This window comes from Achromobacter sp. ACRQX, from assembly GCF_022346505.1.
Taxonomy (GTDB): Bacteria; Pseudomonadota; Gammaproteobacteria; order Burkholderiales; family Burkholderiaceae_B; genus Achromobacter; species Achromobacter animicus.
Genome location: NZ_JAKRML010000002.1, coordinates 310682 through 326450 on the forward strand (window position 1 = coordinate 310682; position 15769 = coordinate 326450).

Below are 15769 nucleotides of genomic sequence, written 5' to 3' on the forward strand. Positions count from 1 at the left end.
CCGCGGTTTTGATCGAACCGGCTGAAACTTACAGCGCGTTCGTCAACTCGGGAACGACCGTGAACAGGTCGCCCACCAGGCCGTAATCGGCGACGCCGAAAATCGGCGCTTCGGCGTCCTTGTTGATCGCAACGATGACCTTCGAATCCTTCATGCCGGCCAGATGCTGGATGGCGCCAGAGATGCCGACGGCCACGTACAACTGCGGCGCGACGATCTTGCCGGTCTGGCCAACCTGCCAGTCGTTCGGCGCGTAGCCGGCGTCGACCGCGGCGCGCGAAGCGCCCAGTGCGGCGCCCAGCTTGTCGGCCAGCGGATCCAGGATCTTGAAGTTTTCGGCGCTGCCCAGACCACGGCCGCCCGAAACCACGACGCGCGCGCCGGCCAGTTCGGGACGATCGCTCTTGGCGACTTCGCGGCCCACGAACGTGGACAGGCCGGAATCGGCCACGGCAGCGGCGTCTTCGACCGAGGCGGAACCGCCTTGGGCGGCGACGGCGTCAAAGCCGGTCGTGCGCACGGTGATGACCTTGACGGCGTCAGCCGATTGCACGGTGGCGATGGCGTTGCCGGCGTAGATCGGGCGCTGGAACGTGTCGGCGGATTCAACACCGATGATGTCGGAGATCTGGGCCACGTCCAGCTTGGCTGCAACGCGCGGCGCCACGTTCTTGCCCGACGCGGTGGCCGGGAACAGGATGTGGCTGTAGTTCGAAGCCACGGCCAGCACCTGCGCCGCGACGTTTTCGGCCAGGCCGTCCGCCAGATGCGGGGCATCGGCCAACAGCACCTTCGCCACGCCAGCGGCTTGGGCAGCCTGGTCGGCCACGGCGCGCGCGTTGGCGCCGGCGACCAGCACGTGCACGTCGCCTCCGATCTTGGCGGCGGCGGCGATGGCGTTCAGGGTTGCGCCCTTGAGTTGGGCGTTATCGTGTTCGGCAATAACCAGCGTCGTCATGATCAGACCACCTTCGCTTCGTTCTTGAGTTTGTCCACCAGCGCCGCGACGTCGGCAACCTTGATGCCGGCCTTGCGGGCGGGCGGCTCGCTGACCTTCAGCGTCTTCAGGCGGGGCGCGGGATCAACGCCCAGGTCTTGCGGCGTGACGGTGTCCAACTGCTTTTTCTTGGCCTTCATGATATTCGGCAGCGTGACGTAGCGCGGCTCGTTCAGGCGCAGGTCGGTGGTCACGATGGCGGGCAGCTTGAGCGACAGGGTTTCCAGGCCGCCGTCGACTTCACGCGTCACGGTGACCTTGCCGTCGGCCAGTTCGACCTTGCTGGCGAACGTGGCTTGCGGCCAGTCCAGCAGCGCGGCCAGCATCTGGCCGGTCTGGTTGGCGTCGTCGTCGATGGCCTGCTTGCCCAGGATCACGAGCTGGGGCTGTTCCTTGTCGACCAGCGCCTTGAGCAGCTTGGCGACAGCCAGCGGTTGCAGTTCGGCATCGGTCTGGACCAGCACGCCGCGATCGGCGCCGATGGCCATGGCGGTGCGCAGTGTCTCCTGGCATTGCGCAACGCCGCAAGAAACCGCCACGACTTCAGCGACCGCGCCCTTTTCCTTCAGGCGGGTGGCTTCTTCGACGGCGATTTCGTCAAAGGGGTTCATGGACATCTTCACGTTGGCGATATCCACGCCGGTCTGATCAGACTTGACGCGCACCTTGACGTTGTAGTCAACGACGCGCTTGACAGGTACCAACACCTTCATCCCGCTGCCTCCAATTGGAAAATAATGACCCGGCTTTGCGCCGGGATCGCATTGCACAATTTTTTCCTGATTCTACAGCTTCGCCAGCGCCCGTATGTGCGCGACCACGCTGCGGCCCAGGGCCGACAAGTTGTAACCGCCCTCGAGCGTGCTCACGATCCGGCCCTGAGAGTGGCGGTCAGCCACGTCGACAAGCTGCTCGGTGATCCAGGCATAGTCCGCCTCGACCAGCCCCATCTGCCCCATGTCGTCCTCGCGGTGGGCGTCAAAGCCCGCAGACACGAGGATTAGTTCGGGGCGATGCGCTTCCAGCCGCGGCAGCCACGTGTCCGTGACGATGGTCCGGACCACGGCGCCCGCCGTGTAGGCAGGCACGGGCACATTCAGCATGTTGGCGGCCGGGTGATTCGCGCCGCTGTTGGGGAAGAACGGATGCTGGAAAAAGCTGCACATCAGCACCCGATCATCGCCGGCGAAGACGTCTTCCGTGCCGTTGCCATGGTGAACGTCAAAATCGACGATCGCCACGCGCGTCAGGCCGTGGAAGTCCATGGCGTGCTGCGCCGCAATGGCGACGTTATTGAAAAAGCAGAATCCCATGGCCTGCGATCGGCAGGCATGATGCCCCGGCGGACGCACCGCGCAGAAGGCCGTACGCGCCTCCCCGCCCAGCACCGCGTCGACCGCAGCCACCCCGGCACCCGCGGCATGCAGCGCGGCTTCGTAGGTGTGCGGGTTCATAAGGGTGTCGGGATCGATAGGGTAATACCCTTGGTCCGGCGTATGTTTCTGCAAACTGTCCAGGTACTGGACAGTGTGCACGCGCAAGAGGTCATTGCGGGACGCCTGCGGCGCCTGCCGGTCATCCAGATAAGGCATCAATCCGCTTGCGAGCAACTGATCGGAGATGGCGTCCAGCCTCTGGGGGCTTTCCGGATGCCAGCTTCCCATTTCATGCAAGCGGCATGCCGGGTGGGTAAGATACATGGTCTCCATAAGGAAGATTATGTTCATCTGTCGGCGAATACTGCAACTCGGCGCGCTTTCCGCCCTGCTGGCGGGGTGCTCCACCACCACTCCCACCGCAGCACCCTCCACGTCCCTCGCTCCCCAAACGGCCCAGGCTTCAGGGACAACCCCCATCCGCATCGGGCCCAGCACGCCGACGCTCGGCCCCGAACTGGCGGACGACGCGCCCGCCACGCTGACGCCGTCGGGCGCGCTGCGCCCCGAGGTCCGCACCTTCGTCGAGAACCTGGCCGCCGAACGGCAGCTGCCGCTGGCGCCGATGGTGTCCGCCTTGGAAAGCTCGCGCTACAACGCGACGGTCGCGCGGCTGATTGCGCCCTCCCCGCCGGGCAAAAAGGTCTGGCGCAGCTGGCTGACCTACCGGTCGCGCTTCGTCGAGCCCAAGCGCATCGCCTGGGGCGTCGAGTTCTACAACGAAAACCGCGACCTCTTGAACCAGGCCGCGCAACGGTTCGGCGTGCCCGCGCCCATCATTGCCTCCATCATCGGCGTCGAAACGCTGTATGGCCGCAACATGGGCAACTTCCGCGTCCTGGACGCGCTGGCCACGCTGGCCTTTGACTACCCCGACCCCGCCAAGCCGGAGCGCGCCACCATGTTCCGCACCCAATTGGCGGACTTCCTGACGCTGGTCATGAACGACAAGCTCGAGCTGGAAACGCAGGGCTCCTATGCCGGCGCCATCGGCATGCCGCAATTCATGCCGACCAGCGTAATGCACTACGCCGTGGACGGCGACGGCAACGGCCATATCGACCTGACCAACAACACGCAGGACGCGATCATGTCCGTGGGCAGCTTCCTGGCGCAGCACGGCTGGCAGCGCGGCCTGCCGGTGTTCGCACCCGTGGTGCTGCCCGCCGATCCCACCGCGCTGGTGGACGGCGGCCTGGAGCCCAAGCAAAGCTGGACCACGCTGTCGGCGGCCGGCTCGCAGCTCAAGCCTGGCGCGACCAGCGATGGCTGGAGCAGCCAGCCGCTGGGCGTGGTGGATCTGGTCGAAGAAATGCGGGGCACGGCGCAGTATCGCGTGGGCACGCCCAACTTCTTTGCACTGACCAAGTACAACCGCAGCTACTTCTATGCGACGTCGGTGGCGGATCTGGCCACGGAGATCGAGGCCCGCGTCGCGCGGTGAGCGCCCTCGCGCGGACACGCCCGCGCCGAAAGACAAACGCCCTGGCAGGTTCAACCGCCAGGGCGTTTTTCATTTGGGTGCCCTACTGGCTGGGGCGGCCGGGGGGCACCGCGTGTCAGTTGAACACGCCCGTCGACAGATAGCGATCGCCGCGGTCGCACACGATGAACACGATGGTCGCATCGTTGACGCGTTCGGCAACCCGCAGCGCCGCGACCAGCGCACCGGCCGACGAGATGCCGCCGAAAATGCCTTCCTCGGCGGCCAGCCGCCGCGCCATGACTTCGGCTTCGGACTGCTGGATGGACTCGTAGGCGTCCACGCGGCTGCGGTCAAAGATCTTGGGCAGGTAGGCCTCGGGCCATTTGCGGATACCGGGGATCTGCGATCCTTCGGCCGGCTGCGCGCCCACCACCTGCACGGCGGGATTGCGAGACTTCAGGTAGGTGGACACGCCCATGATCGTGCCCGTGGTGCCCATCGCGCTGACGAAGTGGGTGATGCGTCCTTCCGTCTGATTCCAGAGTTCCGGGCCCGTGGTTTCGATGTGCGCGCGCGGATTGTCGGGATTGGCAAACTGGTCCAGCACCACGCCACGGCCATCGGCCTGCATCTCGGTGGCCAGGTCGCGGGCGTATTCCATGCCGCCCTTGTCGGCCGGCGTCAGGATCAGCTCAGCGCCGTAGGCGGCCATGGCTGCGCGCCGCTCGACGGACAGATTGTCCGGCATGATCAGGATCATGCGGTAACCCTTCATGGCGGCCGCCATGGCCAGCGCAATGCCGGTGTTGCCGCTGGTGGCCTCGATGAGGGTGTCGCCGGGCTTGATGTCGCCGCGCTCTTCCGCGCGCTGGATCATCGACAAGGCGGGACGATCCTTGACGGACCCCGCCGGGTTGTTGCCTTCCAGCTTGGCCAGGATGACATTGCCGCGCGCGTCGCCCGCCGCCCCAGGAATGCGCTGCAGGCGCACCAGGGGCGTGTTGCCGACGGTCTGCTCGATAGTGGGGTAGGTAGTAGTCATGCGGTCGATCATAACTCCGCCCGGCGCCGCGCGGCCGCAAAAGCCGCGCACCCGCCAGGGTTAGCCAGAACCCGACTCAGGGCTTTGCGCGGACCTGTGCCGGCGCACTGGCGGCAGGCGGCGCCGGCTTTGGCGCAGCGGCCTTGCCGGGCGCGGGCCGGGCTCCGGGCGCCGCGCCGGACGCGCCTGCCGACGGCTTGGCGGCCGCACCCGCCGCGCCGATTGTCAGCCCCGCCGCCTGCAGCGCCTGAGCCTTTTTCTGGCCGATGCCCCGCACGCGCTCGGTCAGGTCGTCCAGCGACTCAAAGCCGCCGCCACGCTCGCGTTCACGGACGATGATTTCAGCGGTGCGAGGGCCGATGCCTCGCACGCCCTCTAGCTGGGCTGCAGTGGCCTGGTTGATGTCCACCGCATGCGCGGGCGGCGCGGCCACGCCCAGGCCAGCGGACAGCAGCAACGCGCCGAGCGCCCGCCGCAGGATGCGGTGCCGCTCGCGGGGGCATGCAGTCATGGCAGCGGGACGCGCGCGGCGCCACGAGACCAGAGGCAGGTTGCGGGCAACGGTGGGATAGACGAAGGGATTCATGGGGTTCTCCTGACAGTGACGGACGCGACGGTTGCCGCGCCCCGTTGCCATCATCGGGGCGGGCGGCTCGCAGCGCCGGTCCGGTGAACCAAAACATCCACCCCGGCAACTACGCGTGCACATACCCCGGCAATGTCCCCGGCCAATGACAGGCAACGTCGCGGGCAAAAAAAAGCCACCGCGTCGCGGTGGCCTTCGTTGTCGCCTTGCCTGCGTGGCGGATTACTTCCGGGCGCGCCAGTAGCGCACGTACTCTGCCACGCCCGTCTGCACATCGCGCATCGGCGCAGCAAAACCGGCGGCCCGAAGCTGCGTGACGTCCGCCTGCGTATAGCTCTGGTAGCGCCCCTTGAGGTCGTCCGGGAACGGGATGTAGCGGATCAGATCCAGCTCGGCCAGTTGAGCCAGCGTCAGCTCGGCTTCGCCCCGCTCGGCGCGCAGCGTGTTCACCACCGCGGCCGCCACGTCGTTGAACGGCTGCGCCTTGCCGGTGCCGCAATTGAAGATGCCCGATTGCTCGGGGTGATCCAGGAAATGCAGATTCACGGCAACCACGTCCTCGACCGAAATGAAGTCACGGCTCTGGCCGCCATCCACGTAGCCGTCCCAGCCCGCAAAGAGGCGCACGTGCCCGTGCTCCAGGAACTGGTTCATGTTGTGGAACGCCACCGAGGCCATGCGGCCCTTGTGCTGCTCGTGCGGACCGTACACGTTGAAGTACCGCAGACCGACGACCTGTGCCGTCAGGCTGTCCATGCGCTTGCGCAGCACCTGGTCGAACAGCAGCTTGGAATAGCCGTAGACGTTCAGCGGGCCTTCGTTGTCGGGATGCTCGACGTAGGTCGTCGAACCGCCGTACACGGCCGCCGAGGACGCATACAGGAACGGCACGCGGCGCGCCTGGCAGAACTCGAAGAGTTCCAGCGTGACGCGGTAGTTGTTGTCCAGCATGTAGCGGCCGTTGCGCTCGGTCGTGTCCGAGCACGCGCCCTGGTGCAGCACCGCGCGGATTTCGGGCAGGCTGCCATCGGCGACGCGCCGGCGGAAGTCGTCCTTGTCCATGTAGTCGGCGATCTTGCAGTCGACCAGATTGACGAACTTGTCGCCTTCGGTCAGGTCATCGACGGCAATGATGTCTTCGATGCCGCGGCGGTTGAGTCCGCGAACCAGGTTGCTGCCAATGAAGCCCGCGGCTCCGGTAACGACGATCATGAGGATTCTCCTGCCAATTCCGCGGCCGTGACGACGGACGTGCCCAGCTTGCCCACGGCGATGCCGCCGGCCTTGTTGGCCCAGCCCATGGCTTCGGCCCACGGCAAACCGATGGCGCGCGTAACCGCCAGCGTGGCCAGCACGGTGTCGCCCGCACCGGACACATCGAACACCTCATGCGCTTGCGCGTCGGTGTGGTCGCGTCCCGCGTCGGAAAACAAAGTCATGCCCTGCTCGGACCGCGTCACGAGCAAGGCTTCAAGGTCCAGATCGGCGCGCAGGCGCTGCGCACGATCGGTCAATTCGGCTTCGGACGTCCAGCGGCCAACTGCCTGCTGCATTTCCGAGCGGTTGGGCGTGACCAGCGTCGCGCCGCGATAACGCGAATAGTCGTCGCCCTTGGGGTCCACCAGCACCGGGATGCCCGCGCTGCGCGCCAGCGCAATCAGCGATTCGACCCGGGTCAGCACGCCTTTGGCATAGTCCGACAGAACGACGATGTCGTGGTTGGCCAGATGCCGGGCCAGCGCGGCGTCCACCGCGTCAAGCGATGGCTGGGTGGGATGCTGTTCGAAGTCCACACGCAGCAGCTGTTGCTGGCGGCCCAGCACGCGCATCTTGAGGGTGGTGTGCAGTTCGTTGTCGGCAATCAGGTCGCCCTGGATGCCGGCCTCGGTGGCCAGGCGCCGAACGCTGTCGCCGGCTTCGTCCTGGCCCAGCACGCCGACCAGGGTCACGTGGCCACCCAGGGCCGCGACGTTGCGCGCGACGTTGGCGGCGCCGCCCAGACGGTCTTCGCGTCGCGCGACCCGCACGACCGGCACCGGCGCTTCGGGCGAGATACGTTCGACTTCACCGAACCAGTAACGGTCCAGCATGACGTCGCCAACCACGAGCACGCGGCTACGCGAAATGGCTTCGGCGGGAAAAGAGTTCATTCAAGTTCTTCCAGACGGCGCGGCGCATAGGTTTCCCAGGCGTTGCAGCCGGGACATTGCCAGTAAAAGCGACGCGCTTGAAAACCGCAATTGCGGCATGCGTAGCGATCGAGCCGTTGCGTGTGCTTGTGAATCAGGCTGCGCAGCAGGGTCAGGTCGGCGCCCGGCACCGGACCGTGATCGCCGTCGCTGTCGCCGTTGGCGAGTTCGGCTTCCAGCAGGCGATCCAGCCCCAACAGCGAAGGATGGCTGCGCAGCGCGCCGCGGGCAAAGGCCCACGCGGTCGCGGCGCCCTGCTGCACCCGCAGCTCCCGGAACACCACATTGAAAAGGTCCAGGGACGCATGGCGGCCATACTGCTTTTGCAGGAAATCCAAGCCCTCCGCCACCTGATTGGCATTGCGGTAATTGGCCAGCAACTGTTCGGCCACCAGCCCGGCGTATTCGGACGCGTCGGTCATGACCGACTCGAGATACAGCCGTTCGCGCTTCGGATCCTGTTCGATCAGCGCCAGGCGCGCCCGCAGCATGGCGGTGCGCACCTTGGCGCCCTTGCTCGAGGCGGCTTCGGTGGTGGACAGCGCATGGTCCGCCGCGTCCAGCGCCTTGTGTGCGGCCTCGACGTCGGCGGGCTTGGCCGCCAGCGCGGTCTGGGCCTGTTCGCAGTAGTAATGCACGATTTGCGGGACGGGCTCGTCGACCAGGCCCTGCAGGGTCTTCACGGCCTCGATCGCACGCGGCCAATCGTGCTCGGATTCATAAATGCGGATCAGTGAGCGCAGCGCGGGCAAGGCGTAGCGCGTGTCCTTGAGCTGCTCGAAACCGCTTTCGGCGCGATCCAGCATCCCGGCCTTCAGGAAGTCCTGAGCCAGCTCGTGCTGCGCGTGTTCGCGTTCGGCCTGCGGCAGGTCGGAACGGTTCAGCAGGCTTTGGTGCACCCGGATGGCGCGCTCCATTTCGCCGCGGCGGCGGAACAGACTGCCCAGCGCAAAGTGCAGCTCCGTGGTTTCCGGGTCCAGCTTGGCGACTTCGACGAAGGCGTCGATGGCGCGATCAGGCTCTTCATTGAGCAGGAAATTCAGCCCGCGGAAATAGGAGTCGGGCAGGCTGCGCGTTTCCCGCAGCATCTGCCGGATATCGAATCGCGCGGCCAGCCAGCCCAGCGCGAACAGCACCGGGACGAATATCAACCACCAAGGTTCAAAATCCACTATTCGGACTCATGCGGTAATTCGGTGCAAAAAGGCGGCGCGGTGTCACAGCGGCGACATGGGAGCGACGGCTTCGGGGGGCACGACGGGCGTCGTGCCATTGGCGGCGGCCTGGATGCGATCCAGTTCGCGGCGCAGGCGGATGGCCTCGCGGCGGCGGCGCAGCGCGGCGGGCACCGTCAGCAGCAGGCCGAACAGCGCGCCAAGCACGAACACGACCAGCATGACGACGATCAGCGGGACATCCTGGATGACGTAGTCGGCGTAGAACTTCACGGCGACGGGGTCGGTGTTCTTCAAGGCGAACATCAACACCGCAACAAAGACGAGCAATCGCAGGGCCCAGACGAGATAGCGCATGGCGCATGCTCCAGATGATTCGAGACCGTCAATTGTAAGCGACGTCTTCATGACGAGAGAAAAAAAAGCCCCAAGGCGGAGCACGGCCCGCCCTTGCGCAAGCCGGGCGCCCGCATGAACCGGCGCCACAAAAACAAAGCCCCTTGATTTCTCAAGGGGCTTTGCTCGCGGTCCGATCTGCCCGAAGGCAGCCCTGCCTGGCCGACGCGTCAGTGCATGGCGTGCAAACCTGCCATGGAAGACGGCATCGACTCGCTCGACCCAGAGGATTGAGCGTCCTCGTCATTGCCGCCGACCAGGTCCACCCGCTCGCGCAATTCCTTGCCTGCCTTGAAGTGCGGCACCTGTTTACCAGGCACCAGCACCTGCTCGCCGGATTTGGGATTGCGACCGATACGGGGTGACCGTTGCGACAACGAGAAGCTGCCAAAACCGCGGATCTCGATGCGCTGACCCGAGGCCAGGGCCTGAGTCATTGCATCCAGTACGGTCTTGACCGCGTAATCGGTGTCGCGGGCGGCCAGCTGAGGATAGCGGGCCGCCAAGGCGGCGATCAGCTCCGACTTGGTCACGAATTAACCGTCGTTGCGCTGTTGGTCCAGCTTGGCCTTCAGCAGCGCGCCGAGGTTGGTGGTGCCGGACGAAGCGCTGGCATCGGACATGCGCTGGATCGTGTCGGCGGTTTCGGCGTTGTCACGGGCCTTGATCGACAGTTGGATCGAACGCGTCTTGCGGTCGATGTTGACGATCATGGCTTCGATGTTTTCGCCGGCGGACAGCACGGTGGTGGCATCTTCGACGCGGCCCGAGGAGATCTCGGAAGCGCGCAGGTAGCCTTCGACGTCCACGGACAGCGTCACGACGGCGCCCTTGGCTTCGACGGACTTGATGGTGCCCGGAACGACGGCGCCCTTGTCAAACGTGGCGACGAAGTTGTTGAAGGGGTCGCCTTCCAGCTGCTTGATGCCCAGCGAGATGCGTTCCTTGTCGGTGTCGATGCCCAGAACCACGGCTTCGATTTCGTCACCCTTCTTGAAGTTGCGCACGGCTTCTTCACCAGATTCCGCCCACGACAGGTCGGACAGGTGAACCAGGCCGTCGATGCCGCCGGGCAGGCCGACGAACACGCCGAAGTCGGTGATCGACTTGATGGCGCCGCGGACCTTGTCACCACGCTTGAAGTTCGTGGCGAACTCTTCCCACGGGTTCTGGCGGCACTGCTTCATGCCCAGCGAAATACGGCGACGGTCTTCGTCGATTTCCAGGACCATGACTTCGACTTCTTCGCCCAGAGTCACAACCTTGCGCGGGTCGACGTTCTTGTTGGTCCAGTCCATTTCGGACACGTGGACCAGACCTTCGATGCCGGCTTCGACTTCAACGAACGCGCCGTAGTCGGTCAGGTTCGTGACCTTGCCGAACAGGCGGGTGCCTTGCGGGTAGCGGCGAGCCAGGCCCACCCACGGATCTTCGCCAAGCTGCTTGACGCCCAGGGAGACGCGGCTCTTTTCCTGGTCGAACTTGAGGACCTTGGCTTCGACTTCCTGACCCACTTGCAGGACTTCGGAGGGGTGACGCACACGGCGCCAGGCCATGTCGGTGATGTGCAGCAGACCATCGATGCCGCCCAGGTCGACGAACGCGCCGTAGTCGGTGATGTTCTTGACCACGCCCTTGACCACGGCACCTTCGTGCAGGGTTTCGAGCAGCTTTTGACGCTCTTCGCCCATGCTGGCTTCCAGCACCTGGCGACGCGACAGCACAACGTTGTTGCGCTTGCGGTCGAGCTTGATGACCTTGAATTCGAGGGTCTTGCCTTCGTACGGGGTGGTGTCCTTGACCGGACGCAGGTCCACCAGCGAACCCGGCAGGAACGCGCGGATGCCGTTGGTCATGACGGTCAGGCCGCCCTTCACCTTGCCGGTGATGGTGCCGGTAACCAGTTCGCCGTTCTCCAGGGCCTTTTCCAGTTGCAGCCAGGCCGACAGGCGCTTGGCGCGGTCACGCGACAGGATGGTGTCGCCGTAGCCGTTTTCCAGGGAATCGATGGCCACCGAGACGAAATCGCCAGGTTGCACTTCGAGCTCGCCCTGGTCGTTCAGGAACTCTTCCAGGGGGATCAGCGCTTCGGACTTCAGGCCGGCGTTGACGACGACGAAATTGTGGTCGACGCGCACGACTTCGGCGCTGATGACCTCGCCGGACTTCATGTCCTGGCTCTTGAGGCTTTGTGCGAAAAGGTCGGCGAAGCTTTCGCCGCCGGTGGCGGTAGTGGAAACGGAAGACATGGGGTTGAAATCCATTGGGCCGAAATGGCCGTTAAGAACACACCGCAGCGGATTGCCCGCCACAGTGGAGTCAAAATACCTGCCGGCTGGCTGACCCTTGCGGGGTGGCCCGTGGGGGAGTCGCCTGGCTTGAGCAGGGCCTAATCAAAAAATGCTAAAAACTGCCGGTAGCAATACTGCCTGTAGCAACACTGCCCGTAAATTCACTTAACTTCACTTCACGGGTTGGCTTGCTGCCAGAAATCCAGGATTGCCTGCACCGTTTCCGCGATCGTCAGATTGGACGAATCCAGCACGTGTGCATCTGCTGCGGGAGCCAGCGGCGCAGTGGCGCGCCCGGTGTCGCGCGCGTCACGCTCGCGCATATCCCGCAAAAGGTCGTCTAGATTAGCAGAAATTCCCTTTTCGATCAACTGCTTACGCCGCCTCTCCGCCCGGGCGACCACGTCGGCGACCAGGAAGACCTTCAGGGACGCGTCCGGGAACACGACGGTGCCCATGTCGCGGCCGTCCGCAACCAGGCCGGGCGGCAGCCGGAAGGCGCGCTGGCGCTCGAGCAAGGCCTGCCGCACCCCCGGGAAAGCCGCCACGCGAGATGCGAAATTGCCCACTTCCTCACGGCGGATGTCATGGCCGGCATCGGCCCCCTCGAGGTAAACGTGCGGTCCGTCGAACCTTACATCCAGCGTCTCGGCCACGCGCGCCACGGCGGGCTCGTCGTCGGCGGCAACGCCGCGGTTGATGGCAGCCAGCGCAGTCAGCCGGTAGAGGGCGCCGCTGTCCAGCACCGCCCAGCCCAGCGCCTTGGCGACGCGATGAGCCACGGTGCCCTTGCCGGACGCGGTGGGACCGTCGATCGTGATGACCGGGGCCAGGGAGGCGGAAGTTGAAGCAGTCAAAGTCATGGATGCGATGCAGCGCTAGGCCGAAACCAGGCCGGCGTAGACGTCAAAGTAACCCGGGAACGTCTTGCTGACACATCCGGGATCAAGAATGCGGACCGCCGCCGGTCCGAATGCCGCCAGCGAAAAGCACATCGCCATGCGGTGGTCGTCCCAGGTGCCGATGCGGGCATCGCGCCAGGCGTCCTGCGCCGGCGGCGTCACGCGCAGCCAATCGGGGCCGGACTCCACCTGCGCGCCCAGCTTTTCCAGCTCGGTCTGCATGGCATGGATGCGGTCCGTCTCCTTGACGCGCCAGCTGCCGATGTTGCGCAGCCGGCAAGGACCGTCGGCGTACAGGGCCAGCGCCGCGGCTGTCATCGCCGCGTCGGGGATCAGGTTGAAATCGGTATCAAAGGCCTTGAGGCGCTCGCCGTCGGCAACCTGCACCCCCGACACCTCGATCCAGTCCGGACCGTAGGTAACCTTGGCGCCCATGTCGGCCAGGGTGCTCGCGAATCCCACATCGCCCTGGATGCTGTCGGCGCCGACGCCGGTCACGCGCACCGGGCCGCCGCCAATGGCGCCTAGCGCCAGGAAATACGACGCCGTCGATGCGTCCCCTTCCACGGCGATCTGCCCCGGACTGCGATAGGCGGCGCCCGCGTCCACAACGAATCGGCTCCAGCCGTCCCGTTGCACCAGCACGCCAAAGCGCGCCATCAGGTTCAGCGTGATCTCGATGTAGGGCTTGGAAATCAGCTCTCCCACGACCTCGATCTTGACGGGCTTGCCGCTGCGAGCAGCCTGCAAAGGCGCGGCCAGCAGCAAGGCGGTCAGGAACTGGCTGGAGACCGAACCCTGCACGCGGGTCACGGCGTTTTCAGCTATGTCGCCGCGGCCGATGTGCAGCGGCGGATAACCCGGCTGGCCCAGATAGTCGATACGCGCGCCCAGCGCGTTCAGGGCATCGACCAGGTCGCCGATCGGGCGCTCGTGCATGCGCGGCACGCCCGACAGGCGGTAGTCGCCGCCCATGAGGGCCAGTGCCGCCGTCAACGGACGGATTGCGGTGCCCGCATTACCCATGAAGAGGTCGGCGCTTTCGACCGGAAAACGGCGCACGCCCTGCACCGTGACGCGCCCGGCGTCCAGGTCGGACACCTGCACGCCCAGCTGACGCAATGCCGCCAGCATGACGCGAGTGTCGTCGGAGTCCAGCAGGCCGGTGATGACCGTCGTGCCTTCGGCGATGGCCGACAGCAACAGCACGCGGTTGGAAATGCTCTTGGATCCCGGCAAGGCCATCGCGCCCTGCGCACGCCGCACGCGCGGCAGATCGAGGTAAGACAAAGCGCCCATTGAACTACTCCTTGCGCCAGCCGCGGCGCGCACGCGCCGCCGTGTCCAGCAGCGTCAGCAAAGCTTCGCCGTCGCCATCGGCAATGGCGCGCTCGGCTCGGTCCAGCACGCCGCGCACAGCGGCCAGCTCGGCCAGCATGGCGTCGCGATTGGACAAAAAAATGTCGCGCCACATCTCGGGCGATCCGGCGGCAATACGGGTGAAATCACGAAAGCCGCTGCCCGCCAGTTCCAGCCGGGTCGCGGCGTCGGCGGCCGTGGCCACCTGTTCCATATACACCGACGACAGCAGATGCGGAAGATGGCTGACCGACGCGAGCACGCGATCGTGTGCGTCGGCGTCCATGTCGATCACGTGCGCGCCGCAAGCCTGCCAAGCCTGGCGCACGAACGCCATGGCCGCCGCGCCGTTTTCAGGCACAGGCGTGAGGATGACGGTGCGTCCGCGGTAGAGGTCCGCATCCGCGGCTTCCGGCCCGGTGCGCTCGGCGCCCGCGATGGGATGGCCCGGCACGAACTGCCCGATGCGATCGCCCAGCGCATCGCGCGCCGCCTCGACCACTTCGGCCTTGGTGCTGCCGCCGTCGGTCAGGACGGCGCGCGGCGAGAGGTGCGTCCGCATCCGCGACAGCACGTTTGTCAGGCCGCCGACCGGCGTGGCCAGCATGATGAGATCCGCCTGGGCCGCCGCGGCCTCGGCCGTCACGGCCTCGTCGATGAGGCCCAGCGCCACAGCGCGTTCCAGCGACTGCGCATTGCGCCCCACGCCCAGCACCTTGCCCACCTGCCCTGCCTGCCGCAAGGCCGCCGCGAACGATCCGCCGATCAAGCCGACGCCAACCACTGCCAATACAGGAATCAGGGGGCCCGCGGCCCCCTGATCTGAAGAAGGTAACGCGTCGTTCATGCGGTCAGGATGGCGGTCAGGGCGTCGATGAATCGGGCGTTCTCTTGAGGCAGTCCGATGGACACGCGGAGCCACTCCGGCAGACCGTCGCCCGCAACGGGACGCACGATGACGCCGCGCTTGAGGAGTTCAAGATTGATGCGCGGCGCGTCGCCCACGTGAACCAGCACGAAGTTGCCATAGCTGGGCACGTAACGCAGATTCAGCTTGTCGAACGCGGCGCACAACTGGGCCTTGCCTGCCTTGTTGGAAGCGTAGGCTTGCTCGAGGTATTCGGCATCGCCGAGCGCGGCGATGGCTGCGGCTTGGGCCAGCGTATTGACGTTGAACGGCTGGCGCACGCGGTTGAGCAGGTCGGTCAGGCCGGGCTGCGCCACCGAGAAACCGACGCGCAGGCCCGCCAGGCCATAAGCCTTGGAGAACGTGCGCGACACGATCAGGTTCGGGTACTGGCGCGCCAGCGCGGTGCTGTCAAAGCGCAGCTCCGGATCCAGGTATTCGTTGTAGGCCTCGTCCAGCACGACCGTGACACGGTCGCCGTGCGCGGCATGCACGCGTTCCAGGAAGTCCGCGACCTTGTCGCCCGGCACGAAGGTGCCGGTGGGGTTGTTCGGGTTGGCGATGAACACCAGGCGCGTGTCGTCGGCGATCGCGTCGAACATCGCATCCAGGTCGTGGCCGTGGTCCACGGCCGGCACCACGATGTGGCGCGCGCCGCGCGCCTGCGTGGCCAGGCGGTAGACCGCAAACGAGTGCTGCGCGTACACCGCGGAAGCGCCCGGTTCCAGCAGCGCCAGCGCGGCGATTTCCAGGATGTCGTTCGAGCCGTTGCCGAGCGTGATCCAGTTCATCGGCACGCCGTAGCGTTCAGCCAGCGCCGCCTTCAGGTCAAAGCCGTTGGGGTCCGGATAGCGTGCCAGCGATTCGGCCGCAGCCAGCATGGCCGCCTTCGCCGATTTGGGCATGCCCAACGGGTTTTCGTTGGACGCCAGCTTGACGATGGTCGCCGGATCCAGCCCGAATTCGCGGGCCAGTTCTTCGATCGGCTTGCCTGCCTGGTACGGGGCGATGGCGCTGACGTGCGCGGGGGCAACGAGGGGCTTGGATGCGTGGGTCATGATGT

Annotated in this window: 16 protein-coding genes; 1 reads left to right on the plus strand and 15 read right to left on the minus strand. The window is 65.8% G+C overall.

Going from position 1 to position 15769, the window contains the following annotated elements:
• Window positions 1-28 precede the first annotated feature (28 nt).
• The 3 genes from MHZ91_RS03335 to MHZ91_RS03345 all read right to left on the minus strand — a co-directional run bounded on the left by MHZ91_RS03335 (window position 29) and on the right by MHZ91_RS03345 (window position 2706).
• Window positions 29-958: an electron transfer flavoprotein subunit alpha/FixB family protein gene (locus MHZ91_RS03335; protein WP_056567625.1), complete on the minus strand. Its 930-nt coding sequence runs from the start codon at window positions 956-958 to the stop codon at window positions 29-31.
• A 2-nt stretch (window positions 959-960) separates the two neighbouring features.
• Window positions 961-1710: an electron transfer flavoprotein subunit beta/FixA family protein gene (locus MHZ91_RS03340; protein ID WP_056322273.1), complete on the minus strand. Its 750-nt coding sequence runs from the start codon at window positions 1708-1710 to the stop codon at window positions 961-963.
• A gap of 72 nt (window positions 1711-1782) precedes the next feature.
• Complete coding sequence (locus MHZ91_RS03345; protein ID WP_239212491.1) at window positions 1783-2706, minus strand: histone deacetylase family protein; 924 nt, start codon at window positions 2704-2706, stop codon at window positions 1783-1785.
• Between the two features lie 10 nt (window positions 2707-2716).
• Between MHZ91_RS03345 and mltB the strand changes: the two genes are divergently transcribed.
• A complete protein-coding gene (mltB, locus tag MHZ91_RS03350) occupies window positions 2717-3877 on the plus strand; it encodes a lytic murein transglycosylase B (protein ID WP_218345144.1) in 1161 nt (386 codons plus the stop codon).
• Between the two features lie 115 nt (window positions 3878-3992).
• Here the strand turns inward: mltB and cysM are convergent, their stop codons facing one another.
• The 12 genes from cysM to hisC form a co-directional block, all read right to left on the minus strand.
• Window positions 3993-4901 carry a cysteine synthase CysM gene (cysM, locus tag MHZ91_RS03355; RefSeq protein WP_056569425.1) on the minus strand — a complete coding sequence of 303 codons (909 nt, stop codon included), beginning with the start codon at window positions 4899-4901 and terminating at the stop codon, window positions 3993-3995.
• A gap of 76 nt (window positions 4902-4977) precedes the next feature.
• A complete protein-coding gene (locus tag MHZ91_RS03360) occupies window positions 4978-5487 on the minus strand; it encodes a helix-hairpin-helix domain-containing protein (RefSeq protein ID WP_239212448.1) in 510 nt (169 codons plus the stop codon).
• Window positions 5488-5709: 222 nt separating this feature from the next.
• A complete protein-coding gene (gene rfaD / locus MHZ91_RS03365) occupies window positions 5710-6699 on the minus strand; it encodes an ADP-glyceromanno-heptose 6-epimerase (RefSeq protein ID WP_056567633.1) in 990 nt (329 codons plus the stop codon).
• A complete protein-coding gene (gene rfaE1, locus MHZ91_RS03370) occupies window positions 6696-7637 on the minus strand; it encodes a D-glycero-beta-D-manno-heptose-7-phosphate kinase (protein ID WP_175122830.1) in 942 nt (313 codons plus the stop codon). Before rfaE1 ends, rfaD begins: the two co-directional genes overlap by 4 nt.
• Window positions 7634-8848: a lipopolysaccharide assembly protein LapB gene (gene lapB, locus MHZ91_RS03375; RefSeq protein ID WP_175122831.1), complete on the minus strand. Its 1215-nt coding sequence runs from the start codon at window positions 8846-8848 to the stop codon at window positions 7634-7636. Before lapB ends, rfaE1 begins: the two co-directional genes overlap by 4 nt.
• Window positions 8849-8893: 45 nt before the next feature.
• A complete protein-coding gene (locus MHZ91_RS03380; protein ID WP_062838607.1) occupies window positions 8894-9208 on the minus strand; it encodes a lipopolysaccharide assembly LapA domain-containing protein in 315 nt (104 codons plus the stop codon).
• 209 nt (window positions 9209-9417) lie between these two features.
• Window positions 9418-9780, minus strand: a complete 363-nt coding sequence (locus MHZ91_RS03385; protein ID WP_056322254.1) for an integration host factor subunit beta — start codon at window positions 9778-9780, stop codon at window positions 9418-9420.
• Between the two features lie 3 nt (window positions 9781-9783).
• On the minus strand, window positions 9784-11496 hold the full coding sequence (gene rpsA / locus MHZ91_RS03390) for a 30S ribosomal protein S1 (RefSeq protein WP_175122832.1): 1713 nt from the start codon (window positions 11494-11496) through the stop codon (window positions 9784-9786).
• A gap of 218 nt (window positions 11497-11714) precedes the next feature.
• Complete coding sequence (gene cmk / locus MHZ91_RS03395) at window positions 11715-12395, minus strand: (d)CMP kinase (RefSeq protein WP_370633081.1); 681 nt, start codon at window positions 12393-12395, stop codon at window positions 11715-11717.
• Window positions 12396-12416: 21 nt separating this feature from the next.
• Window positions 12417-13739, minus strand: a complete 1323-nt coding sequence (gene aroA / locus MHZ91_RS03400; RefSeq protein WP_239212449.1) for a 3-phosphoshikimate 1-carboxyvinyltransferase — start codon at window positions 13737-13739, stop codon at window positions 12417-12419.
• A gap of 4 nt (window positions 13740-13743) precedes the next feature.
• Window positions 13744-14646 (minus strand): prephenate dehydrogenase/arogenate dehydrogenase family protein, encoded by a 903-nt coding sequence (locus MHZ91_RS03405; RefSeq protein WP_239212450.1) that lies wholly within the window; start codon window positions 14644-14646, stop codon window positions 13744-13746.
• On the minus strand, window positions 14643-15764 hold the full coding sequence (hisC, locus tag MHZ91_RS03410; RefSeq protein ID WP_175137462.1) for a histidinol-phosphate transaminase: 1122 nt from the start codon (window positions 15762-15764) through the stop codon (window positions 14643-14645). The genes MHZ91_RS03405 and hisC overlap by 4 nt, the downstream gene beginning before the upstream one ends.
• Window positions 15765-15769 lie beyond the last annotated feature (5 nt).

Coding starts and splice junctions, on each gene's coding strand:
- MHZ91_RS03335 (WP_056567625.1), bottom strand. CDS start 958: ATGACGACGCTGGTTATTGCCGAACACGATAACGCCCAACTCAAGGGC.
- MHZ91_RS03340 (WP_056322273.1), bottom strand. CDS start 1,710: ATGAAGGTGTTGGTACCTGTCAAGCGCGTCGTTGACTACAACGTCAAG.
- MHZ91_RS03345 (WP_239212491.1), bottom strand. CDS start 2,706: ATGGAGACCATGTATCTTACCCACCCGGCATGCCGCTTGCATGAAATG.
- mltB (WP_218345144.1), top strand. CDS start 2,717: ATGTTCATCTGTCGGCGAATACTGCAACTCGGCGCGCTTTCCGCCCTG.
- cysM (WP_056569425.1), bottom strand. CDS start 4,901: ATGACTACTACCTACCCCACTATCGAGCAGACCGTCGGCAACACGCCC.
- MHZ91_RS03360 (WP_239212448.1), bottom strand. CDS start 5,487: ATGAATCCCTTCGTCTATCCCACCGTTGCCCGCAACCTGCCTCTGGTC.
- rfaD (WP_056567633.1), bottom strand. CDS start 6,699: ATGATCGTCGTTACCGGAGCCGCGGGCTTCATTGGCAGCAACCTGGTT.
- rfaE1 (WP_175122830.1), bottom strand. CDS start 7,637: ATGAACTCTTTTCCCGCCGAAGCCATTTCGCGTAGCCGCGTGCTCGTG.
- MHZ91_RS03380 (WP_062838607.1), bottom strand. CDS start 9,208: ATGCGCTATCTCGTCTGGGCCCTGCGATTGCTCGTCTTTGTTGCGGTG.
- rpsA (WP_175122832.1), bottom strand. CDS start 11,496: ATGTCTTCCGTTTCCACTACCGCCACCGGCGGCGAAAGCTTCGCCGAC.
- aroA (WP_239212449.1), bottom strand. CDS start 13,739: ATGGGCGCTTTGTCTTACCTCGATCTGCCGCGCGTGCGGCGTGCGCAG.
- MHZ91_RS03405 (WP_239212450.1), bottom strand. CDS start 14,646: ATGAACGACGCGTTACCTTCTTCAGATCAGGGGGCCGCGGGCCCCCTG.
- hisC (WP_175137462.1), bottom strand. CDS start 15,764: ATGACCCACGCATCCAAGCCCCTCGTTGCCCCCGCGCACGTCAGCGCC.